Genomic DNA, 23,123 nt, shown 5'->3' with positions numbered 1-23,123 from the left:
ATGTCTGCGCCCCGCTTTTTGCCCAGTGACCTTCTACCACGCCGTCAGGTTGCCCTGCTGGCGGCCTTCTCGGTGCTGAAGACTATCGGGTTGATCCTCGTGGCCTACGCTTTGGCCACTTGGATTTCCCAGATATCCGTTGGGCAGCCGCATGAGCAGTTGCTGCTCTGGTTGGCGCTGAGCGGGGCGATCTTGCGCACGGTGGGAGTCTGGGGCCTTAACGCAGGTTCCCGTCGAATGGGTGCAGGGGCGAAAGAGCGGATGCGCGCAAAACTGATCGCATCCGCCGCCTCGCGCCCGGGGATCGTTGCAGAAAAGGAAAACGAACTGTCACTGGCGGAAACTTCGACACTGGCAAGCCATGGCATAGAAAAGCTCGATGACTACTTCACCAAATTCATTCCCGCACTGATCGGTGCCGCAGTCGTACCGCTGTTATTGGGGATCTTCATCCTGCGCATCGATTGGCTCAGCGCCTTGGTGCTGCTGCTGACGATTCCGCTGATTCCGGTATTCATGGCGCTCATCGGAATGCACACCCAAGACACCATCGCCCAGTCGCAGGGAAAACTCGACGCCCTGGCTAACCAACTCTACGAACTGGCCCAGGGGCTGCCTGCGCTGCTGGGGCTGGGCCGCGCGCGCCACCAAGGTCACGCCATTGCACAGGTGAGCGAACGCTACCGGGCCGCGACCATGCACAACCTGCGGACGGTTTTCATGTCCAGCTTCTGGCTGGAACTGATCTCAACGCTCTCGGTGGCAGTTCTCGCCGTACTCATTGGGGTTCGACTTGTGGGCGGAAACATGGATCTCACAGCCGGGCTGACCATCCTGATTCTCGCGCCCGAACTCTTTATCGCCTTGCGTGAGGTCGGATCGGCCTACCATGCGGCCGATGACGGACTCGCGGCCTACGAACGCTACAGCAAACAAATTCGCGGTAAACGCGACAAATTTCCGCGCGCCCAATCTGGCCCGGAGCAGAACGCGAACGTACTCGAAGTACGCAACCTGTCGCTAAGCTACCAAATCGAATCCCCGCTCTACAGCGACTTCAATTTGACCCTGCGGGCCGGAGCGCGCCAGCTGCTGAGCACCTCCAGCGGCAGCGGAAAAACCAGTCTGCTCAAACTCATCGCCGAGGCACACACCAGCAACGGTGAGTTCGACGCTGATCTGGTGAGCGGCGAGATCTTCATTGCCGGACAGCTGGCCTATATTAGCCAGCACCCGCAGTTCAACGCGGCGACGGGAACAGCACAATTAGCGCAGGACGTGCCCGCTGCGCCCGGCCAGCTGGTGGAATCGCTAGCTGGCAAGCTGAATCTCAGTGCCATGCTGCCGCGCACCATAGGGGAGTACTCGCCAGGGGAATTACGCAGGCTTGAAGTGCTGCGCGCGCTCTTGCGGATGCATTCGGTGCCCGGCTGCCGGCTGCTATTGGCCGATGAGCCCACGGCCCATCTAGACGAACAGAACGCGGCCGCCGTACGCCTGCTCCTCTCACAGCTACCGGCAGATTGCGCCATGCTGGTGGCCAGCCACGACCCGCTGCTCGCCGAAGCTGATTCGGCGATGATCGCACAGCCGACAAGTCCCATTGACCAGACAGCAGCAAGCCAATCACCGACGCTCAGCGAGCCATCATCCGCGAGGGATGCAAAGGACCGGCCCCGGTGGAACCCACGCCGGGAGGTGCTGAACAACTACCCGGCGGCCCGCAAGGCGCTGTGCTACGGGGTGCTTTCCATCTTGTGCGCGGTTGCGCTCGCCGGACTCAGCGGTTGGCTCATCGTTGAATCCAGCTACCAGCCAGCCATCTTGCACCTGACTGTCGCCTTCGTCATGGTGCGTACCTTGGGCATTGGACGCGCGGTGTTCAGGTATATGGAACAACTGGCCATCCACGACGCGGTACTGGGCTATGCTGGCGCCTTGCGTGAAAAGCTGTGGAACGCGATGGTCGCAAACCCCGCACGTTGGGGCATGATGAGCCGCTCTTCTGTGGTGCTGCGATATTTACTCGCCGAAGTCGACGAGCTACGAGACGCCATTGCCCGCGTACTCTTCCCTCCTTTGCAAGCACTGATCGTATGGATCCTGGCCGCAGCGGTACTTTTCATGATGCAACCAGAGTTCGGCTACGCGACGCTTGGCGCGGGGCTCTTCCTAGCCTTCCCAGCACGATGGCTGGTCAAGATCGTCGAGGGACGGCATCTAGCCCTGCAACTGCAGCATCGCCTGCAGCTGAACCAACTGGTGCTATCAATTCTGCGCAATAAAGAAGCCTTGCGCGTCTACGAAAGCCTCGGCCCGGTGCTCGGGCAGCTCGCACGAGCCGAAAGCAGAAATACCGCCCGAGCCCGCCGCCACGCCTATGGCCAGGGCACCGGCCCGGCCCTCGCTGCGCTGACTACCGTGCTGCTAGCCACGAGCTTGGTGTCCATCTCGCAAAGCAGCGCGTCGTTCACGGCCCTCGCCGTGCTGCTGGCGCTGTCCTTGGGGGAACCTGCGGCTAATGCGCTCGGCGCAGTCCAGCAGGGACGAGCCTTGTACGAGCTGACCGGTCAGCTTGCCAGCCGCGGGGTAGGGGAGCAAGCCGACAAGGGAAGTAGCGCACCGGCGCCGCAACCGGCCTACACGGTCCATGGCTACCGGCTGACCGGGCTGGTCCTGAGCTACGTGCCCGGAATCCCGGTGATCAGCAACCTGAACGCACAGATTCGCCCCGGAGAATGGACCGCGCTGACCGGATCCTCGGGCTCGGGCAAATCCACGCTGCTCACCGCCTTGCTCGGTGCCCTGCCCGCTAGCGCCGGGAGTCTGGAAAGCATAGATGAACACGGTACCTACCGTGTCCTGGAGCAAAGCGCGATGGACTCGGTGGCTTGGTGCCCGCAGGAAGCGCACCTCTTTGATTCAACTCTGCGAAGGAATCTGAACCTGGCAGCTAACACCGAGACCCCGGCAACCGACGAGGAGCTCATCGGGATCCTGCACCGGGTAGGGCTCGGCCACTGGTATGCGGGGCAACCTGCCGGCCTCGACACTCGCATCGGCAGCGGTGGACACCGGCTCTCCGGAGGGCAGCGCTGCAAACTTGCGGTCGCCCGCGCGCTGGTCGGCGGGCAGCAGGTGATCCTGCTCGATGAACCGACCGCGCACTTAGGCGTCGATGAAAGCGCGGAGCTGATTCTTGCGCTCCGCGCGGCGCTCGCCGGACGGACCGTTGTGCTGATCACCCACGAGACGAGTCTTGCGCAAACGTGCGAGAGTTCGATCTCCTTAGACCGAACCCTCGCAGCGACCAGCTAAAAACGGTAACCCTGCTAGAGGAGAACGCCACCGTCAGAGAACGGCAAGGTATCCTCGCCGGGATTCAGGTCCGGCTTCACCCGTGGCTTAGCAGCAGGAGGGCCGTCGTTTGGCTGTGGCGCAGGCGCGCTGGGCTCACCCGAGCCTCCCATGCCGGCCGGCGCTTGGCCCGGCAGGGAACCGCCGAGAATGTTAATGGTCTGGGCCAGCGGTGCGCCGGAACCGTCACGCTTTGCGAATTCGGTAGGCAAGGCGCGCACCACTCCGGCGGTGGAGCTGGCACGGGCTGGGCCATGTCCGGCGTAGCCCAGCGCCAAGTAGTCCTCACCCTTGGAGAAGCGGTGTGCCCGCACGCCGGCTGTCGCTCGTCCCTTCACGGGGAACTCGCTGAACGCGCTGAGCTTCACCGACTGGTTGGAGGTTCCTGGAAGCGTCTGTGAACCGGAAGCGATGGTCGCAACCACCGCGTCTTCATTTGCCGCGCCCACCACGCCGAAATGAATGACCTTATCCTCGCCGGCCAGCTTGATGCCTGCCATGCCCGAAGCGGTGCGTCCTTGCGGGCGCACGGCGGTCGCGGGGAAACGCAACAACTGTGCTTGACGAGTCAGGAAGACCAGCTCATCTGAGTCCTCGGCCGGCGCGGCGGAAACGACCAGATCGCCGTCCTTCAGAGTGATCACTTCAAATTCTTCGCGGTTCAACGGGTAATCCGGGGTTACCCGTTTGACCACGCCATTTTGCGTACCCATGGCGAAGACCTGATTCAGTGGCAGCAACGCCACCACGCGTTCGCCCTTTTCCAGCTTCAGGAATTCGCCGACCGGGACACCATTGGCCAGCTGCGGGAAGCCGTGAGTTTCAGGCAGCACCGGCACATCGATCAACGAAATCCGGATCATTCGTCCAGTGGTTGTCAGTGCGCCAATCTCGCCGCGCGCGGTCGAGGGGACCTGCGAGGACAGCACATCGTGTTTGATGCGTGCCGATGAGAAGTCCAATGACGTGCGGTCGTGGGTGCGCGCGATCTGTCCGGTGGCCGAGAGCAGCACAAAACATGGCGAATCTGAGACTTCTAAGGCAAGCTTCGCCGTTTTCCCCGTGCCTACCTCTTCGGGCAGCGCGGTACCCTTCAATGGTTCCAGCGCGGAGGACTTGTTCAGCTTCGTGCGTCGCGGCGTGCCGAAGGTTTCCGCCATCTGTCCGAGCTCCTCGGAAACCAGGGCGTGCAGCTTCTGGTCATCGCCGAGGATCTCGCGCAATTCGGCGATTTCGGCGCGCAGCTGTTCGGCTTCGGCCTCCAACTCTATCCGCGAGTACTTGGTCAGTTGGCGCAAGCGCAATTCCAAAATATGGCTTGCCTGCGGTTCGCTGAGGTCGAAGATCGACATCAACCGTTCGCGGGCTTCCGCGGTCTGCTCGGAGGAACGAATGACAGCGATCACGTCGTCAATGTCGACGATCGCGATCAGCAGTCCCTCCACCAGGTGCAACCGATCTTCGCGTTTGGCCAGACGGTGCGCGGTGCGCCGCCGGACCACGTCAATGCGGTGCTCGACATAGACGGTCAGCAGCTCGCGCAGTCCCAAGGTGCGCGGCTGACCCTCCACCAGGGTCACGTTGTTTATTCCGAAGGAGTCTTCCATCGGGGTGTACTTGTAGAGCGCGGCCAGCACGGCGTTCGGGTTGAAGCCATTCTTCAGCTCGATCACAAGCTTCAGGCCATGGTGCCTGTCGGTGAGGTCAACGACATCCGATACGCCAACAATCTTTTTGCTGTTAACGCCGTCCTTGATTTTCTCGATGACTTTTTCTGGCCCTACCGTGTACGGCAATTCGGTGATTACCAACGCGGACTTGCGAGCCGAGATCTTCTCCAGAGCTACCGTGGCTCGGGTGCGGAATGCACCGCGGCCGGTTCGGTAGGCGTCCTTGACACCGTCAAGTCCCACGATCGTGCCGCCAGAGGGCAGATCCGGGCCGGGAACGAACTTCATGAGCTCTTCGACCGGCGCATCGGGATTTTTGATCAAGTGCTGCGCGGCGGCGACGACCTCGTTGAGATTATGCGGTGCCATATTCGTGGCCATGCCCACCGCAATACCAGTGGTGCCGTTCACTAGCAGGTTGGGGAACGCCGCCGGGAGCACCACAGGCTGCATGAACTGGTTGTCATAATTGGGGACGAAGTCCACCACGTCTTCGTCGAGGTTCGCAGTCATCGCCACCGCGGAAGCCGCGAGCCGGGCCTCGGTATAACGCGGCGCGGCCGGGCCATCGTCGAGGGAACCGAAGTTGCCGTGACCATCGATCAAGGGCAGGCGCAGCGAGAAATCCTGAGCCAGACGCACCATCGCATCGTAGATCGCGGTGTCGCCGTGCGGGTGGAGTTTGCCCATGACCTCGCCGACCACGCGAGCCGACTTCACATGGCCCTTCTCCGGACGCAACCCCATTTGGGCCATCTGGAAAAGGATGCGTCGCTGCACCGGCTTCAAACCATCTCGGGCATCCGGTAGCGCACGCGAATAGATCACCGAGTAGGCGTACTCCAAGAAGGAGGATTCCATTTCGCTGGTGACATCGATATCGACGATGTTCTCGACGAAATCCTCTGGAATCTCGGGAGTGTTCTTGCGAGCCATTACTCTGCCTTCGCCCTTCATCTGCTGCTTCACGGCCTAAAATATCGGATTTCGTGTTGCTGGTGGGCGCAAACGCGAAAGCGCGACTATTCTAAGCCTATGGTGGATCGTAAACTTTCAGCGGCATATCCAGCCCACTGGGAAGCAGATGTTGTTCTTCGCGACGGCACGACCGCGCATCTTCGGCCAATTACGCCCCAAGATGCTCAAGCCTTGCAAGAAATGCACAAACATCAATCTGAAACTTCGGTTTACCTACGCTATTTTACGTACAAGTCGTCGCTGACTCCTAAAGAGCTCGAACGGTTCACGAATGTTGATCATCGCAATCGGGTGGCATTCACCGTGCTGCGCGGTTCGAAGATCATCGGAGTGGGCCGATATGACCGGCTGGATAACCCAGACGAAGCCGAAGTCGCTTTCAACGTCTCGGATGAATACCAAGGCACCGGGATCGGTTCAATCCTGCTAGAGCATCTCGCTGCGGCCGGGCGAGAAAACGACATAGTCAAGTTCACCGCAGAAATCCTTCCGGAGAACCGCAAGATGCTCACCGTATTCTCCGACGCCGGCTATGCGGTGGCCCGGCACTTTGAAGACGGGGTGATCATGCTGGAATTCCCGATCAGCCCCACTGAGAAATCAAGAGAAGTCACCGAAGCACGAGAACACCGTGCCGAGGCAAGCAGCGTTGCCGCAGTGCTCGCCCCTTCCTCCGTGGCTGTTATTGGTGCCAGCCGCGCCTGGGGGAGTATCGGCCACGACGTGCTGGACAGGCTTGTCGAAGGTGGGTTTACCGGAACCGTCTATGCCGTCAACGAGCAGGCATTCGAAGTCGGCGGACTGCCTAGCTATGGAATGGTTACCGAGGTTCCCGGACCGGTGGACCTGGCAATTATTTGCGTGCCACGTGAACGAGTTCTAGAGACTATCGAGGACTGCGGCGCCCACGGAGTTAAAAGCCTGATTCTGATGACCGCCGGTTATGAGACAGCCGACGGACTGGTGGCACAACGCGAGCTGGTGGCGCTTGCCCGCGCCAACGGCATGCGAGTCATCGGCCCGGCATCGTTGGGTGTGCTCAATACCGACCCGCAGATCCGACTCAATGCCTCGCTGGCAAGTGAACTACCGAAATCGGGTCCGGTAGGACTGTTCAGCCAGTCGGCGGCCATGGGCATCGTCTTGCAAGGTGCGGCGACGCAACGAGCAGTGGGGCAAAGCAGCGCCATCTCGGCGGGGTTGCGCGCAGACGTGTCAGGCAATGACGCGATGCAATATTTTGAGGATGACCAGCGCACCGGCGTGGTTGCGATGCATCTGGAATCCTTCGGTAATCCACGTAAGTTCTCCCGGATCGCCCGCCGCTTGGCGCGCAGCAAACCGGTGATCGTGGCCAAATCTGATCTGATGGGCCGACGAATCCCCCCGGGGCACTCGGTGCGCTTGGGAGAAGCCCCTCCGGCGGCGCTCAATGCGATGCTGCGGCAATCCGGAGTGATCCGAGTGCGGTCCATCGAAGAGCTCATGGACGTCGCCTCACTGCTGTCCATATTCCCGGCCCCTGCCGGACCACAGGTCGCCGTGCTCTCAAATTCTTTGGCACTGGCCGAAATTGTCTGCGACGTCACGGTGGGACGCAACTTGTTCGCCACCGCGCAAGCCAAAGAGCTGGACTACTCGCTCGGGCAATCACGAGCGATCTCAAAATTGCGTGAGCGGGTGACTGAACTGGTGCAAAACCCGCAAGTGCATTCAGTGATCGTCGCGCACCTTCCGGCCATGGGCATAAATGCTCAATCAGTGATCAAGGTGTTGACCGAATTTAGTGGGCAGGACAAACCAGTCATCGCACTCATGCCTGGCATGACGGACCAGAAATTCCGTGAGGGTGTGCATCATGGAATTCCCGTGTTCACCTCGCCTAGCGAGACCGTTGGTGCACTGTCCAAAGCCTACGGTTATAGCCAATGGATGAATGTCCCCTTTCAAGCACTGCCTGAACCGACCGATGTGGATGTTGCCGGCGCGCATGAGTATCTTGAGCAGCTAGTAGGAGGCATCGCCGGAACCGAATTGAAAGAGCTGAACCACGAACAAGCCAGTAAACTCCTTGGGTACTATGGCATCAAGGTATTCGATTCGAAGGTGGTTAAGTCTGTCGAAGAAGCAATCGATGCCGCCCACCGGCTTGGTTGGCCTGTCGCGCTGAAGGCGAACGATCCGGATATGCGCCAACGCCTCGATCTGGGCGGAGTTCGGTTAAACATTCCAGATGCGCAGAGTCTGGAAGCAAACTTCAAACATATGAGCACCCTCATGGCTGCCTATGACGTGACTTCGCTCGAGGTGCAATCCATGGCACCTGCCGGACAAGCCTGTGTGATCAAAGCGGTGGAAGACCCGTTGCTCGGCCCGGTGATTTCCTTTGGGCTTAGCGGCGATCCGGTAAATTTGCTCGACGATTGGGCCCATGGCGTGGCACCGCTCACCACAGAAGATCTCGACAATCTGATTCGACGACCGCGCAGTAGTGCACGGCTCTTTGGCTATCAGGGCCTGCCAGCGGTGGATTTGGAATCCCTGAAGGACTTCATAACTCGCGTTTCCATGCTCAAAGATCACCACCCAGCGGTGATAATAATGAACTTTGCGCCGGTCAGTGTGGCTCAGGATTCGCTGAGTGTGCTGGGAGTCAACATGAAGATCGGTAATGCCGAACAGCGTACCGATAGCGTGCGAAGGGCATTGCGAAGTTGAGCTGAGGGGTGGCTTGGATGATTTGGTCGGGTGCACTCGGTAGAATTAGGTTATGAACTCACCAACGTATTCGACTACCGCTGGTGCTGATTTGCAGCACGACCTGGTCAGGGCCGGCTTCTACCCGCAAATGGTGCAGGACGTCTTAGCTGAAGCAATGATGTCCCAACCGGTGCTTGACCACTACGTTCATTTGGAGACTCACTTCGACCACACTGAAGTCCACCGACACATCACGGTCTTGGTGCTCAGTGAAAAAGTCTTGTTCATCATCCACGTTGACGATCAGCAGCTCGATGACCACGGCAACGATGTCGTGGCTCAGGTCTCCACCGAAATGATCGCCTTGCGACGTATCGCCTCGGTCGCTACCAATTATGTCTATCACCAACCACAGCATTACCGCACAGGTGATGAGGTGCGTGAATTGACCTTCGGCATGTCTTGGAACGGGACCAGCCGAATCGATCTCGCGCCTGCCCCCTGCGCGGATCCGCAGTGCGATGCAGATCATGGGCTGAACGGAACCGCGCAGCCCGAGGACCTGGTGATTCGGGTAAGCGCTGAGGCCGACGGACAGCGCGCGGTCAATAAAGCGCGCGAGTTCGCGGTGCGTTTGCGTCAAGAGACTATCTGATTGCGCATGAGCGAAATTTTGAGTGATTCTCCCTTGCCAACCCCGCCGCAGGCTGTGCCTGCGGCCCCTGCCTACGGGAAATTGACGCTCTCGGAAATTCTCCCTTCTGCCGCCCACGCGCTTGGCGTTCCCGGCTACCTCAACCCGCTGGGGCTAAATCCCACTAAACGGGTCAGCCTGATCATGGTTGATGGGCTGGGGTGGAATCAATTCAAGTCTCATGCAGCGCATGCCCCATTCTTGCGTTCTCTTTTTGAAAGGGCGCAGAAGCTTGGCACTGGTTTCCCTTCGACGACTGCGACGAGCCTAACCAGCTTGGCCACCGGTGTCGCTCCTGGCGAACACGGCATGCTGGGCTATGACGTGATCGATCCGGATCGCAGGCGAGTAGTCAACCAACTTGGCGGCTGGCCTGCGGATCTGGAGCCAGACACCTGGCAGACCGTTCCCACGGTATTTGAGCGAGTCAAGGAACACGGCATTCATGTTGCTTCGGTTTCGTTGCCGCTTTTCGCAAATTCTGCATTGACTCGTGCAGCCTTGCGTGGCCCGAAATTTGTGGCGGCAAAGCAAATTACGGCACGCGCCAGAGCCACTCAAGAAGTTTTTGCCAGTCACAGAAACGCGCTGGTATACACGTACTTTAATGAATTAGATAAAGTCGGACACAAATTCGGTGTGGATTCCAGCCAGTGGCGCGATACTCTCGAAGAAATCGACTACGTCATCAAGTCGCTGGTTTCCCGTTTGCCGGAAGAGACCACAGTACTGATCACCGGTGACCACGGAATGGTTGACGTGCCAGAATCGCAGCGGATCGATTACAGCCTCGAGCCGGACCTCATTGAGGGAGTCGAACTGACCAGTGGAGAACCTCGCGGCGTCCATTTAACTTTTGCCACGGAGACCAGCGACGCAGAACGGAATCAGGTTCGTGAAGCTTGGCAACGTGCCTATGGCTCGAAGGCTTGGGTGCTGAGCCGAAACGAAGCAATCGACCTAGGCTATTTCGGAAATATAACTGAAGATCATGCAGCTCGTATGGGTGACCTGATCATCATGGCGGCCGAAGCCATTGCGTTCTACGATGGTCGGAGGGTGGCTCCGATGGCCTTTGACATGGTTGGCCAGCATGGTTCGCTGACCGCCGGCGAGCGATTCGTGCCGCTATTCACTCATCGGACCAAGTAATTCCCTGAGGCGCCTTGGGGCGCTTAAAACTAGAGGCACTGCACAAGGTTGAAGACTTTGTGCAGTGCCTCTAGTTCTAGCGGAAGCGGCTAGCTTAGGAGTCGGTATCCTTTTTGCGCTTTCCAAACATGATGTCATCCCAGCTTGGAACCGAAGAACGCTTCGGTTTGCGCGGGGAAGAGTCCTCAGCAGAAGGTTCAGGCTCATCACTTGCGTCGCCGGAGTCTTCCTTGTCGGTGACTACCACCAACTGCGAAGTCCGAGATGAGACGCCCTGGGACAGATGGGGGAATGAATCCTCATCATCGTTCTCGTACTTACTCATGCTGCGTTCAATGATCTCATTCAACCGGTCATCCTTCGCAGGATCCTCCGGTGCTCGCTGGCCGCGGCGGGAATTGAGCAGGCTGACCAATTCTTCGGAATCATTATTGCCAGCGCTGGCGGCTGGTGGGGCCGGCTGCTCGGCCTGGCCTACTGCTGCGATGGGACGAAAATATTCTGGCGCCTGTTGCTCGCTTAGAGTTTGCGCCCAGCGGTTAAGATTCTTCAGGGACTTACGCGCTGGCGTGAAAGCCCACTTTGCGATATTTCCCTTATCGTCTGCCGAACCGTTATCCAGCGACTCAACGTTTTCCGATGGCAAAGGAGAGTCGAACTCTACCGTTACGATCCACTGGCCCTCAGGATCTTTCCAAGAGTTCCAGCGCGCGTGATCGGCGTCGATATTGAGCTGGTGCAAACGATGCGTCACCATCGAACCAAGATCCGCCGGTTCTTCACCGAAAATCTCGCGGTACTCCGCATCGGTTTGCGGTCCGGAAACCTCTACCCGACGAGCCAGCTCGGCGATGTGCTCACGTTCTGCTAACACTGGGCCTTCATACTTGACGATCTGTTCGATCGGAACATTCCATTCCAAGGACAGATCGTAGGCAGAAGCTCCAGCACGTACTCGTGCCTGGATCTCGCGCGGCGAATGATCCGAAGACTCATCGCGATTACGCGGTGCCCGAGCTCGGGCGATTTCGGACATTGCACTGCGCAGCGCATCGTCGACGGGAAGCTCGAAGCTCATCCCATCGTCGCTGCTGACCTGCAGGCTGGAACCATTTTCATGAATTCCTACCAGTCTCAGCTGACGCATTACTACCCTCCACACGGTTTATTTCCTGAGTAAAACTCTGCCACTGATGACTCCGATTTCCTATCATCACCCCGGGTGTGGCGTAAGAATACTCGCAAGTTCATATCACTTTGTGGCTGATGTGTCACCGGCGGGAATGTTCGGCTCAGTTCAACGTTATACTTTTAGGCCGGTACTGGTGTTTACCAACAAGTGCCAAGTATCGAGATTATCGCCAGTGGAAAAGAGTGAAATACGATCATGGCCAACGAAAATGTTGCCTCACGTGAGACCAGCCAAGACCAGTCCCGCGCCGAGCAGCTGGCCGCCGCAAAAAAATTAGGCACCGCCGCGACCGCGAACCTGGTCGATGAAGGCGAAGCCGAACTTGCCGAAGCCTATGTTTTGCCCGGGGGAGAAGCCGGACAAGATGAGGCAAGTGTGGATATAATTCCGGAGCAAGCCGACGAATTTACCTGCGCTTCCTGCTTCATGGTGCGTCACCGTTCCCAGCTTGTCCGCGAAGATCAAGGGCAAAAATATTGCACCGAGTGTGAGGGCTAGGCCCCGACACTCGATGCAAAAGGAACTCTAAGAGCTAGCCCTGCTCATTGGTGGAATCCGGAGTACGGAACCGAGCGGCCTCTTTGGCTTCGAGTTCCGAGGATTCACGCTGAGCTTCCTCGGTGAATTCATACATCACTCCGCCCAGAGCCGCGGTGAGCTCTTCGGGGCGACGAGTTGAAGTGATCCAGTAAGGGGTTTCGTCGCGCGGGTCGGTAACTTCCATGCGAACTACCGCATCAAGCCATCCGCGCAAGTTCATGAACGCGAGGCCATGCAACTTCTGGCCGCGCTGCTTGAATGCTTCCTCGCCGCGGTAGCCGATTGCCTCGCCGACAAATTTGCGCTCAATCGTAGCGCGGCCCACGGTGAGGCTTTCCTCGGTGACTTCTAAGGTAGGTACCTTAAGCAAGAAAAGCACCACGATGCCGACCAGGACTATGAGCCCGACCGCGATACCCCAAGGGATGCTGATCGGGGCGACCGCTACACCGGCGGTGATCGCGATTAGTAAAGGCCAAATCCATGTGCCGACCGATGGCCATAGCTTTTCACGGAATAGAACATTTGAAGCCTCTGGGCTGGGAGTACTCATACCAACCAGTTTAGGCAATTTTTCAGCGTTGAATAACCGCCTGGATTCTCTGGCGCATCCGCTTGGCCGCGCGCGATAGAGTTGGATAGGTAGAAAACGCCCAATCAATTTACCGGGAGATATAGAAATACTCATGAATGAGCCCACGATTTCAGTCAAAATCAAGATGCTCGATCCGCAGCTCCCGGCTCCCAGCTATGCACACCCATCCGATGCAGGGGCTGACTTGCATGCCCGCGGTGACGTAGTGCTCCAGCCTGGCGAACGCGCGCTAATTCCCACTGGGCTCGCACTGGCGCTGCCGCACGGATATGTTGGCCTAGTTCATCCGCGAAGCGGCCTCGCTGCGAAGCACGGTATTACTGTCGTCAACGCACCGGGTACTGTTGATGCCGGATACCGTGGCGAGATCATGGTCACACTGTTGAATACAGATAACTCCAACGCCTTCGAAGTTCGCCGCGGCGATCGCATCGCCCAGCTGGTCATTCAAAAAGTCGAACTTGCCCATTTTGAGCAGGTTGACTCGCTCGACGACACGGCTCGCGGAACCGGTGGGTTTGGTTCAACAGGCGGATTCAACGCTAACTAAGTACCCTTGGTGTAAGAGCGCAAAACTTTAAGGACATCATGTTTTTCAAGCGTAAGAAGTCGGCAGAACAGCCGGTCGAAGAGTCAACCGTCGAGGAAAGCACGCCGGAGCCCACCTCAACCAACGGCCCTTTCGACATCAGTGACGTGTCTGAAACCGATAGCTACCTCGACTTTGGTTCGATTCTCGTCAAACCGATCCCTGGCATGAAGGTGCGCATGGATATCGAGCAGGCGAATCAGCGGGTTGTGGCGGTTTCGCTGGAGATCGCCGAGTCGCGCGTGCAACTGATGGCTTTCGCTTCCTCGAAGTCCTCATCCCTGTGGCCTGGTATTCGTGAAAAAATCACTGGCGATATCCGTGAACAGAAGGGCGAGATCTTCACCCGCGATGGAGAGCATGGTGAAGAACTACTGGCCAAGGTTCCGCAGCAACTGGCAGATGGCCGCGCCGGTCACGTAGCACTGCGTTTCGTCGGCGTTGACGGTCCGCGTTGGTTCCTGCGTGCTGTCGTTGGCGGTGCCGCGATCGCCGATGAAGAGGCTACCAAGATCGTGGACGAATTGCTGCGCAGCGTAGTGATCAACCGCGGCGACAAGCCACTACCGCCGGCAGAGCTACTTCCACTGAACGTACCAAGCAATGCCAGCACCCGGGCCGAAACACCCGAGCCGGACATCAGCCGTCCGGAACGTGGCCCTGAAATTACCCAGATCGGCTAGTGGCATGACCTGCGAGCCCGGACCATTAGCGGCGCATCTTGGCAGCAGAGAAATCAGGTCAGCACACCTGTGCTTGGAGTCCCTGTCCGAGCTGCCGGAAAAGGGCCGCATTGAACATGTCGGGTACATCCTGTCGGTCAGCTATTCGGCCCCCGACTCGCCACCGCGTCTGACCGCCGTAGTGGTGGACCAGTTGGCTGGAGTCGGTGGGCGCCGTGGCACAGTTCCGCACGTAAAGCTGCTGTTCATGGGACAGAAGCAGGTACCCGGAATCAAACCCGGAGTAAAAATCAAATATGCCGGCATGGTTGCTCCGGTAGATCATGTGCCAAGCATCTTCAACCCGCGGTACCTGATCGTTCCGGTCAACCGCCGCTAGGTTTTGGGTTCTATAGTTGCCGTATAAGCAGGTCTCGCACCGTGACCGATGCAGAAGTGAGAAGTATGAACAACGAAGAACAGCCAAACGAGCCGCAACGACACAAGGAGCACTCGTTCGCATCGAGCCTCGGGCAGAACGCAAAGCTGGCGCAGAATGCCGACGGCGGGATCGATGTCATCGCCAGCGTTGGCGGTCCCCGCGGCATCGTTGAGACGGTGCTTCCGGGTTTCGTCTTCGTCATGGTGTACGCGCTCAGCCTGGAGCTTTCGTGGGCGCTGATCGCCTCGATCGGGCTCGGCGTGCTGTTCATGATCGTGCGTCTGGTGAAGAAATCATCGCTGATGCAGGCCGCCAGCGGTCTCGTCGGGATTCTGATCTGCGCGTTCGCGGCTCGCGCCACAGGCGAAGCCAAGGACTACTACGTTCCAGGCTTCTTTATCGGCGCCGGTTACCTGCTCGCAATGCTGATTTCGATTATCGTCAGGTGGCCACTAGCCGGGGTGCTCTTCGGATTCATCCGCAACGAGGGAACCGCTTGGCGCTCCCAGCCGGCAAGGTTGCGCCGCTACAGCGTCGCAACGTGGATCATCATCGGCGTATTCATTGCGCGTCTCGCGGTGCAGCTACCCATGTACTTCGCCGACAATGTGGTGGCCTTGGGCCTAGCGCGCGCATTGATGGGCGCCCCGCTGTATGCCGCAGGGCTATGGTTCGCCTGGCTGGTATCCCGTCCGGCCAAGGATATTCACCCGGAGCAGCTAGCACAGTAAAGCTATCGAGTGGCTCCGCGCAGCGTGTCACGCAACAGGCTCTCGGCTTCGGGGGTGGTGATGAAGAATATCTCGTCTCCACCCTCAATCACGTCGTCATCGCTAGGTGGGAATGGTGCCTTATCGCGCACCACCGCCACGATGGTGGTGTCTTGGGGCCACATGACTCGTCCGAGCGTGCGTCCAATCAGCGCAGAATCGTGCGGCACGGTGAATTCAACCATATGCACTTCGCCGCTTTTGAGCGTCAACAGGCGTACTAAGTCGCCAACCTCTACCGCCTCTTCGACCAGGGCTGTCATCAGCCGCGGGGTGCTCACTGCCACATCCACGCCCCAGGCATCGTCAAACATCCACTCATTCTTTGGATGGTTTACCCGTCCCACGGTTCGACGCACGCCAAATTCGCTTTTGGCTAGCAACGAGACCACTAGGTTAACTTTGTCATCACCGGTGGCCGAGACGACCACATCAAAATCTTCGAGCTTGGCTCGTTGCAAGACGGCCAGTTCGCAGGCGTCTCCGATCAGCCACTGGACGTTTTCGAGATCTTCTCGTTCGGCCATCTCGGCTTTCGGATCAACGATGAGCACCTCATGGGAATTTAGTACTAGTTCTCGGGCGATAGACGAACCAACCGATCCAGCCCCGGCAATCATTACTTTCACGTGTTTAGCTCTCTCGATCAGTCGATGGCCGGAATCGGCGCGTTGGCAAGTACCTTTTCGACATCTTTGCTTTTTTCCAGACGCATCATGACATGGACTAGGTCGCCGCCTTGCAGTCGGGTGCGGCTCTCAGGGATGGTCCCTTCACCGAAACGGGTCAGGTAGGCCACGCGAACACCGGCAGCTTCTTCGAGCTCCTTTACCAGGTGCCCGTACCAGTCGCGGTGCAATGCGACTTCGGTAAGCATTAGCCGCCCAGACGGCTCGCGGTAATCTCCACGGATGGAGTACTCCGGCAGGATGCGTCGCAAGACTTGATCAGTGCTCCAACGAACTGCCGCTACTGTGGGGATTCCCAGTCGTTGATAGATTTCGGCGCGTCCCGGGTCGTAGATTCGCGCAACTACATGTGGCACGTTGTAGCTTTCACGGGCCACGCGCGTGGCGAGAATGTTGGAATTATCACCGCTGGAAACAGCCGCAAAGGCGTAGGCTTCATCGATTTTAGCCTCGACTAGAGTGTCCCGGTCAAAGCCCAAACCGACGACTTTAGTTCCAGTAAATTCTTGTCCCAGACGGCGGAAAGCCTCAGCATTTTGGTCGATTACCGCCACCGAATGTCCGGCTTCGTCCAGCGTATGGGCCAGCGCAACGCCTACGCGTCCGCAACCCATGATCACAAAGTGCGCCACCGCCAACTCCTTGCTTTCTTGCTACCAGTACAACTTCCGTGTGCTGCGCAGTTCACAGCTACGCAAGTAACAATAGCGCGCCGCGAACCACGCGTCCGAGACGAGGGTACTGCCTATGGCGCGCCCTGCGATAACGTTATCTCGTGCCTGCTTTATTTGATGGTCTTAAAAGGATCCTCGTGGGCCGGCCGTTTAGCACCGAACAGCTCAAACGTAAGCCGCTCCCACCTAAGATCGCCCTGCCGATCTTCTCTTCCAGCGCGCTGTCATCTTTGGCATATGCACCAGACGAAATTCTGCTGACATTAGCCATGGCAGGGATTGCCGCAACAATGCTTTCGCCGGCGGTTGGTGCGGCGGTTCTTGTTGTGCTGTTGGTCCTCGTGCTGTCGTACCGGCAGTCCGTAGAGGCCTATCCGTCTGGCGGCGGCGATTATGAGATCGTCCGCAAGAACCTCGGGCCACGCTCCGGTACCACAGTGGCCTCGGCTCTTCTGGTTGACTTCGTGCTCACCGTTGCGGTGTCGAGTTCTTCGGCAGCGCAGTACCTTTCGGGCGTATTTCCTGCTCTGGGGGAGCACCGTGCCTGGGTAGCCTCGGCGATCGTAGCCTTCTTGGTTGTTGCAAACCTGCGTGGTCGCGGACAGGGCCGTTGGTCCTTGGCGATTCCGGTCTACCTATTCGTTGCCGGAATGCTGGCAATGATCGCTATCGGCGGGGTGCTGGCGCTGACCGGAAATCTGGGTCTGGCTCCGAGTGCAGAATTCAATATTGTTCCGGAACAGGAATTTGCGACCGGTATGCACGGCGTCTTTGGCGCCTTGCTGATCTTGCGCGCGTTCTCCACCGGTTCGGCGGCGCTGACCGGTATCGAAGTGCCCATTTCGAATGTGCATCATCTGCGCAAGCCGCGCGCCCGAAATGCTGGGCGCATCCTCTTGGTGATGGGCTTGCTTTCCGGGGTGCTCACCCTCGGGACGCTGATGCTAGCGCGGGCGACCGGAATCAAAGTCGTGGCCGATCCGCAGGCCTCGTTGATGCTCGCCGGTGAGCCGATCTCCCAAGATTACGTGCAAGTTCCGGTCTTGGGGCAGTTGGCCCAAGCCGTATTTGGAAATTTCTTCCTCGGCACCATGGTGGTCTCTCTGCTGACCATCGCAGTCCTGTTGCTCGCCGGCAACCAGGCTTTTAATTCATTCCCGAACCTTGCCAGCCATTTGGCTGGAGATGGCTACCTGCCGCGCCAACTGCGCACCCGTGGCGATCGTCTCGGTTTCTCCAACGGAATCCTTTCCCTTGGCGCCGCGGCGATCGTACTGATCCTGCTGTTCAGCGGTGATGTGACGATTCTGGTGCAGCTCTACGTGGTCGGAGTGTTCGTTTCCTTTACGCTCAGCCAGCTCGGGATGCTCAAGCACTGGTCTCGTGTGCTGGTCACCGTTACCGATCGCAAGGTGCGCGCCGCAAAGCAGCGCAAGCGCCTGCTGAACCTCATCGGGTTGATTCTTTCGCTGCTGGTGCTGGTGGTCGTGCTCGCGACCAGATTCGTTCACGGTGCGTGGCTTGCGGTGCTTGGCATAGTGGCGTTGACCTTGATCATGGAGTCCTTGCAGCGTCACTACCAGCAGGTCGACCACGAATTGGCGATCTCCGATGAGCAGTCGGCGACCGCGTTGCCGGCGCGTGTCCATGCACTGGTGCTGGTGTCCACGGTGCGCAAACCGGTATTGCGTGCGCTCGCTTTTGCGCGAGCCTCACGCCCATCGAAATTAGAAGCGATCATCGTGGATATCGAAGCGGAGAAGACCGAACAGACTCTGGAAGCCTGGGATCGGTTGGGCATCCCAGTGCCGATTACCGCACTTGCGTCTCCCTATCGCGACATCGCCGGACCGCTGATCGAACATATCCGCTCGATCAAGCGTGAATCTCCACGCGACCTCATCGTTGTGTACATTCCCGAATATGTGGTCGGGCACTGGTGGGAGCAGCTGGTGCATAACCAGACCGCGCAGCGAGTCAAGAACCGTCTGCACTACGAACCCGGAGTGCTCATCGCCTCGGTGCCTTGGCGCCTGCTGAGCTCATCCGATGCACACATCGGCGGCCCGACCGAGGAATCCTCGGCGCACCGCCATTCAACACCTCACGAAGGATAAATTTTATGAACGCCCCTGAAACCTTGCAGCTGCGGTTAGGCTCTATTGCCCATGGCGGCCATACCGTCGCTCGCCATGATGGACGCGTAATTTTTGTCCGCCACGGCATCCCCGGCGAACTGGTCAATGTGCGCCTGACCGACTCGGGTGAGAACGCCAAGTTCTGGCGCGGAGACGTCGTTGAGGTGATCGAAGCCAGCGAACACCGCGTCCCGCATATCTGGGAACAGGCCGATGCGTTGAAGCACAGCGATCCGGTTGGGGGCGCGGAATTCGGTCACATGAGCCTGGCCTACCAGCGCGAGCTCAAGGCCCAGGTAGCTGCCGAACAGCTAACTCGCTTAGGCGGCCTGAAGGCCGAAGACTATAATTTCCCGGAGGTTCAGGCCGTTGCAGGCGACTCCGCCGGACTGGGGTGGCGCACCAGGATGTCCTACTCGGTCACCGAGGACGGACGCCTTGCGATGAGTGGCTTCCGTAGCAACGAACTAACCGCAATCAACGAAATGCCGTTGGCGCATCCAGGCATCGAGGCCATTGGCCTGTATGCCGTGGACTTCACCGGCATCGACCGGGTGGAGGCGGCGGTCTCCAGCGAGGATGACTCAACCGTTCTGGTCTTGCTCTCGGAGATGCGTCCGGGTGCGGCCAAGCGGGTGGCGCAGCAATTACCCGAAGGGGTGAACGTTGCGGCGTTTAGCCAGAGCGGTGGTTCGGCGGCCGATGGCAAGGGCGAGCTGCAGACCATCGTGGGTAACAGCTGGCTGACCGAGAAGGTGCTCGGCAAGACGTTCCGGATCACCGGTGAGGGATTCTGGCAGGTGCACCGTCAAGCGGCCACTTTGTTGACCGAACGAGTGCTGGATCTGACGCAGCCGGAACCGGGCGAGGTCATCGCCGACCTCTATGCCGGGGCAGGACTGTTCTCGCTTCCCTTGGCGGAAGCGGTGGGGCAGCACGGGCGCGTATTCAGCATCGAAGGTGCGCCAGGCACACATGCGGACGCGAAGAAGAACCTAGCCGAGGTGCGTCAAGTGACGGTGACCCGCGGACGTGTTGAACGACTAATGCGTCAGCTGGCCCGCGAAGCGGACTTGACTGCGGTCGTCCTCGATCCGCCGCGCACGGGCTTGGACAAGCAGTCCGCCGCGGAATTAGCTGAAAGTGGCGTGCAACGCATTTGTTACGTCTCCTGTGACCCGGCTGCTTTTGCCCGTGATACCGCTCGTTTGATGGCCCGCGGTTACGAATTAGATCACATGGAGATTCACGATTTATACCCGCATACTCACCACATGGAGTCGATTGGACTGTTCGTGCGCCGCTAAAAGGCTGTTTTAGTCCGCTGAAACACGATTTTGCGGGAATTTTCCTGCGGATCCGGCATTTTCTTTCAGTAACGGATAGACTGTTTTTAGCTCTGCAGCGGTACAAGCATGTCAGTCTCAGTTAGGAACGCCTAACTGGAATTATGTTTACGCATGCATAAAGAATGAGTGTCTGGCGAGAGGAGTCCCAATGAGTAAAGTGGACAGTTTCGGGGCCAAGGGCGTACTTGACGTCAAGGGAACCGAATACGAAATTTACCGATTGAACAAGGTCGAAGGCTCAGACAGCCTTCCCTACAGCTTGAAGGTTCTTTTGGAGAACCTGCTTCGCACCGAAGACGGCGCGAACATCACCGCGGATCACGTAAAGGCCCTGGGCCAGTGGGATGCATCGGCTCAGCCGAACACCGAAATCCAGTTCACCCCGGCACGCGTGCTGATGCAGGACTTCACCGGTGTGCCTTGCATCGTTGACCTTGCTACGATGCGCGAAGCCGTGCTGGAACTCGGTGGAGATCCAACTCGCGTGAACCCGCTGGCACCTGCAGAAATGGTCATCGACCACTCCGTGCAGATCGACACCTTCGGCTTCGCCGGTGCTGTTGAGCGCAACATGGAAATCGAATACCAGCGCAATGGTGAGCGTTACCAGTTCCTGCGTTGGGGCCAGACCGCATTTGACGACTTCAAGGTCGTCCCACCGGGAACCGGTATTGTGCACCAGGTCAACATCGAGTTCTTGGCTCGCACCGTGATGACCCGCGAGGTCGACGGTGTGCTTCGCGCTTACCCGGACACCTGCGTCGGTACCGACTCGCACACCACCATGGTCAATGGCATGGGCGTGCTGGGCTGGGGCGTTGGCGGCATCGAGGCCGAGGCAGCAATGCTCGGCCAGCCAGTATCCATGCTGATCCCACGCGTTGTCGGCTTCAAGCTTGCTGGCTCGATCCCAGCTGGCGCAACCGCAACCGACGTGGTGCTGACCATCACCGAAATGCTGCGCAAGCACGGCGTTGTTGGCAAGTTCGTTGAGTTCTACGGCGAAGGCGTGGCAGCAGTGCCATTGGCTAACCGTGCAACCATCGGCAACATGTCCCCAGAATTCGGCTCGACTGCCGCAATGTTCCCAATCGACGACGTCACCTTGGACTACCTGCGCCTGACCGGCCGCAGCCAGGAGAACGTTGACCTTGTCGAGGCTTACGCCAAGGAACAGGGCATGTGGCACGATCCAAGCCGCGAGATCCGTTTCTCGGAATACCTCGAGCTGGATCTGTCCACCGTCGTTCCATCGATCGCTGGCCCGAAGCGTCCACAGGACCGCATCGAGCTCTCCGGCTCGAAGGAACAGTTCCGCAAGGACATCCACAACTACGTTTCGAATACGGAAGACACCCAGGGTGTTGGCCGTCCTTCGACCGCAGTTGAGGTCACCAAGGAAGATGGTCAGAAGTTCACCATCGACCACGGTTTGGTTTCGATCGCTTCGATCACCTCGTGCACCAACACCTCGAACCCTTCGGTCATGCTTGCTGCTGCAGTACTCGCACGCAACGCCGCCGAAAAGGGTCTGGCCTCCAAGCCATGGGTCAAGACTTCTGTCGCCCCAGGCTCGAAGGTCGTCACCGAGTACTACGAGAAGTCCGGCCTCATGCCTTACTTGGAGAAGCTCGGCTTCTTCGTCGTAGGCTACGGCTGCGCAACTTGCATCGGTAACTCCGGTCCACTGGATGCTGAGATCTCCGAGGCCATCAACACCAACGACCTCGCAGCCACTGCAGTGCTCTCGGGTAACCGTAACTTCGAAGGCCGCATCAACCCAGACGTGAAGATGAACTACCTGGCTTCCCCGCCACTGGTCATCGCTTACGCACTGGCCGGCACCATGGACTTCGACTTCGAAACCGATTCCCTGGGCAAGGACAACGAGGGCAACGATGTCTTCCTGAAGGACATCTGGCCATCGCCAGTCGAGGTTCAGGAAATCATTGATTCCTCGATCGACGAAGGCATGTTCGCCAAGGGCTACGAAGGTGTCTTCGAGGGTGACGCGCGCTGGAAGGCGCTCGACACCCCAGAGGGTGCGATCTTCCAGTGGGACGAGAAGTCGACCTACGCACGCAAGGCTCCGTACTTCGATGGCATGACCGCCGAGCCACAGCCAGTGTCCGACATCGATGGCGCTCGCGTGCTGTTGAAGCTGGGCGATTCGGTCACCACCGACCACATCTCGCCTGCAGGTTCTTTCAAGTCGGAAACCCCGGCCGGACAGTACTTGATCGAGAACGGTGTGGATCGCAAGGACTTCAACTCCTACGGCTCGCGCCGTGGTAACCACGAAGTCATGATCCGCGGTACCTTCGCGAACATCCGCATCAAGAACCAGCTCCTGGACGGCGTCGAGGGTGGCTTCACCCGCGACTTCACCCAGGACGGCGCACCGCAGGCTTACGTCTACGACGCTGCCGAGAACTACAAGAGCGCCGGCACTCCGCTGGTCGTGCTTGGTGGTAAGGAATACGGTTCGGGCTCCTCGCGTGACTGGGCTGCCAAGGGCACCGCACTGCTGGGTGTCAAGGCCGTCATCACCGAGTCCTTCGAGCGTATCCACCGCTCGAACCTGATCGGCATGGGCGTTCTGCCACTGCAGTTCCCTCAGGGCGAGTCCGCTGATTCGCTGGGTCTGACCGGTACCGAGAGCTTCTCGATCGCTGGCGTGACCGAGCTGAACAACGGCACCACCCCGAAGACCCTGAAGGTGACCGCTACCGCCGAAGACGGCAAGGTCACCGAGTTCGATGCCGACCTGCGCATCGACACCCCAGGCGAAGCAGATTACTACCGTAACGGTGGCATCCTGCAGTACGTCCTGCGCCAGATTGCGGCATCTAACTAAGGTTCCTACCTGAACTTAGATCCAGATACTGGAACAACCCTGAAGGCCTCAAAGCAATCGCTTTGAGGCCTTCAG

At 58.8% G+C, this 23,123-nt stretch carries 17 protein-coding genes; 12 read left to right on the top strand and 5 right to left on the bottom strand.

All coding sequences use genetic code 11. From position 1 onward, the window contains the following. Positions 1-3,318 carry a thiol reductant ABC exporter subunit CydC gene (gene cydC, locus LG294_RS11010; protein WP_404285643.1) on the top strand — a complete coding sequence of 1,106 codons (3,318 nt, stop codon included), beginning with the start codon at positions 1-3 and terminating at the stop codon, positions 3,316-3,318. Between the two features lie 14 nt (positions 3,319-3,332). Here the strand turns inward: cydC and LG294_RS11005 are convergent, their stop codons facing one another. After that, positions 3,333-5,963, bottom strand: a complete 2,631-nt coding sequence (locus LG294_RS11005) for a DNA topoisomerase (ATP-hydrolyzing) subunit A (protein ID WP_404291728.1) — start codon at positions 5,961-5,963, stop codon at positions 3,333-3,335. Between the two features lie 99 nt (positions 5,964-6,062). Between LG294_RS11005 and LG294_RS11000 the strand changes: the two genes are divergently transcribed. The 3 genes from LG294_RS11000 to LG294_RS10990 are packed head-to-tail and all read left to right on the top strand — an operon-like array spanning position 6,063 to position 10,551. Then, a complete protein-coding gene (locus LG294_RS11000; RefSeq protein WP_404285641.1) occupies positions 6,063-8,723 on the top strand; it encodes a GNAT family N-acetyltransferase in 2,661 nt (886 codons plus the stop codon). Between the two features lie 52 nt (positions 8,724-8,775). Continuing rightward, positions 8,776-9,360, top strand: coding sequence for a DUF5998 family protein (locus tag LG294_RS10995; protein WP_404285639.1), 585 nt, complete (start codon positions 8,776-8,778; stop codon positions 9,358-9,360). Positions 9,361-9,366: 6 nt separating this feature from the next. After that, positions 9,367-10,551: an alkaline phosphatase family protein gene (locus LG294_RS10990; protein ID WP_404285637.1), complete on the top strand. Its 1,185-nt coding sequence runs from the start codon at positions 9,367-9,369 to the stop codon at positions 10,549-10,551. A gap of 94 nt (positions 10,552-10,645) precedes the next feature. On the opposite strand, the gene sepH is transcribed toward LG294_RS10990, so the two are convergent. Continuing rightward, a complete protein-coding gene (gene sepH / locus LG294_RS10985) occupies positions 10,646-11,698 on the bottom strand; it encodes a septation protein SepH (RefSeq protein ID WP_404285635.1) in 1,053 nt (350 codons plus the stop codon). Between the two features lie 240 nt (positions 11,699-11,938). Here sepH and LG294_RS10980 point away from each other — a divergent pair, with 240 nt between their 5' ends. Further along, positions 11,939-12,241: a DUF4193 family protein gene (locus LG294_RS10980; protein WP_404285633.1), complete on the top strand. Its 303-nt coding sequence runs from the start codon at positions 11,939-11,941 to the stop codon at positions 12,239-12,241. A 34-nt stretch (positions 12,242-12,275) separates the two neighbouring features. Here the strand turns inward: LG294_RS10980 and LG294_RS10975 are convergent, their stop codons facing one another. Beyond that, positions 12,276-12,836: a DUF3093 domain-containing protein gene (locus tag LG294_RS10975; protein ID WP_404285631.1), complete on the bottom strand. Its 561-nt coding sequence runs from the start codon at positions 12,834-12,836 to the stop codon at positions 12,276-12,278. Positions 12,837-12,969: 133 nt separating this feature from the next. Here LG294_RS10975 and dut point away from each other — a divergent pair, with 133 nt between their 5' ends. From dut to LG294_RS10955, 4 genes are all read left to right on the top strand, one after another. Further along, positions 12,970-13,428 carry a dUTP diphosphatase gene (gene dut, locus LG294_RS10970; protein WP_404285629.1) on the top strand — a complete coding sequence of 153 codons (459 nt, stop codon included), beginning with the start codon at positions 12,970-12,972 and terminating at the stop codon, positions 13,426-13,428. Between the two features lie 38 nt (positions 13,429-13,466). Next, positions 13,467-14,150 carry a DUF3710 domain-containing protein gene (locus LG294_RS10965; RefSeq protein WP_404285627.1) on the top strand — a complete coding sequence of 228 codons (684 nt, stop codon included), beginning with the start codon at positions 13,467-13,469 and terminating at the stop codon, positions 14,148-14,150. 4 nt (positions 14,151-14,154) lie between these two features. Continuing rightward, a complete protein-coding gene (locus LG294_RS10960; protein ID WP_404285625.1) occupies positions 14,155-14,529 on the top strand; it encodes a hypothetical protein in 375 nt (124 codons plus the stop codon). A gap of 65 nt (positions 14,530-14,594) precedes the next feature. Beyond that, positions 14,595-15,302, top strand: a complete 708-nt coding sequence (locus tag LG294_RS10955; protein ID WP_404285623.1) for a DUF3159 domain-containing protein — start codon at positions 14,595-14,597, stop codon at positions 15,300-15,302. Between the two features lie 2 nt (positions 15,303-15,304). Here the strand turns inward: LG294_RS10955 and LG294_RS10950 are convergent, their stop codons facing one another. Next, on the bottom strand, positions 15,305-15,970 hold the full coding sequence (locus tag LG294_RS10950; protein WP_404285621.1) for a potassium channel family protein: 666 nt from the start codon (positions 15,968-15,970) through the stop codon (positions 15,305-15,307). 17 nt (positions 15,971-15,987) lie between these two features. Then, positions 15,988-16,662: a potassium channel family protein gene (locus LG294_RS10945; protein ID WP_404285619.1), complete on the bottom strand. Its 675-nt coding sequence runs from the start codon at positions 16,660-16,662 to the stop codon at positions 15,988-15,990. Positions 16,663-16,805: 143 nt separating this feature from the next. Between LG294_RS10945 and LG294_RS10940 the strand changes: the two genes are divergently transcribed. The 3 genes from LG294_RS10940 (at position 16,806) to acnA (ending at position 23,048) form a co-directional block, all read left to right on the top strand. Beyond that, positions 16,806-18,821, top strand: a complete 2,016-nt coding sequence (locus tag LG294_RS10940) for an APC family permease (RefSeq protein WP_404285617.1) — start codon at positions 16,806-16,808, stop codon at positions 18,819-18,821. Positions 18,822-18,826: 5 nt separating this feature from the next. Beyond that, a complete protein-coding gene (locus LG294_RS10935) occupies positions 18,827-20,149 on the top strand; it encodes a class I SAM-dependent RNA methyltransferase (protein WP_404285615.1) in 1,323 nt (440 codons plus the stop codon). 190 nt (positions 20,150-20,339) lie between these two features. After that, the gene (acnA, locus tag LG294_RS10930) at positions 20,340-23,048 is read left to right on the top strand and encodes an aconitate hydratase AcnA (protein ID WP_404285613.1); all 2,709 of its coding nucleotides are present in this window, start codon (positions 20,340-20,342) and stop codon (positions 23,046-23,048) included. Positions 23,049-23,123: the final 75 nt, after the last annotated feature.

This window comes from Glutamicibacter arilaitensis, from assembly GCF_044793945.1.
Taxonomy (GTDB): domain Bacteria; phylum Actinomycetota; class Actinomycetes; order Actinomycetales; family Micrococcaceae; genus Glutamicibacter; species Glutamicibacter arilaitensis_B.
The sequence above is the reverse complement of the archived record's forward strand: the minus strand, read 5'-3'. Positions and strand labels throughout refer to the sequence as shown.

Coding starts and splice junctions, on each gene's coding strand:
- cydC (WP_404285643.1), top strand. CDS start 1: ATGTCTGCGCCCCGCTTTTTGCCCAGTGACCTTCTACCACGCCGTCAG.
- LG294_RS11005 (WP_404291728.1), bottom strand. CDS start 5,963: ATGGCTCGCAAGAACACTCCCGAGATTCCAGAGGATTTCGTCGAGAAC.
- LG294_RS11000 (WP_404285641.1), top strand. CDS start 6,063: ATGGTGGATCGTAAACTTTCAGCGGCATATCCAGCCCACTGGGAAGCA.
- LG294_RS10995 (WP_404285639.1), top strand. CDS start 8,776: ATGAACTCACCAACGTATTCGACTACCGCTGGTGCTGATTTGCAGCAC.
- LG294_RS10990 (WP_404285637.1), top strand. CDS start 9,367: ATGAGCGAAATTTTGAGTGATTCTCCCTTGCCAACCCCGCCGCAGGCT.
- sepH (WP_404285635.1), bottom strand. CDS start 11,698: ATGCGTCAGCTGAGACTGGTAGGAATTCATGAAAATGGTTCCAGCCTG.
- LG294_RS10980 (WP_404285633.1), top strand. CDS start 11,939: ATGGCCAACGAAAATGTTGCCTCACGTGAGACCAGCCAAGACCAGTCC.
- LG294_RS10975 (WP_404285631.1), bottom strand. CDS start 12,836: ATGAGTACTCCCAGCCCAGAGGCTTCAAATGTTCTATTCCGTGAAAAG.
- dut (WP_404285629.1), top strand. CDS start 12,970: ATGAATGAGCCCACGATTTCAGTCAAAATCAAGATGCTCGATCCGCAG.
- LG294_RS10965 (WP_404285627.1), top strand. CDS start 13,467: ATGTTTTTCAAGCGTAAGAAGTCGGCAGAACAGCCGGTCGAAGAGTCA.
- LG294_RS10960 (WP_404285625.1), top strand. CDS start 14,155: ATGACCTGCGAGCCCGGACCATTAGCGGCGCATCTTGGCAGCAGAGAA.
- LG294_RS10955 (WP_404285623.1), top strand. CDS start 14,595: ATGAACAACGAAGAACAGCCAAACGAGCCGCAACGACACAAGGAGCAC.
- LG294_RS10935 (WP_404285615.1), top strand. CDS start 18,827: ATGAACGCCCCTGAAACCTTGCAGCTGCGGTTAGGCTCTATTGCCCAT.
- acnA (WP_404285613.1), top strand. CDS start 20,340: ATGAGTAAAGTGGACAGTTTCGGGGCCAAGGGCGTACTTGACGTCAAG.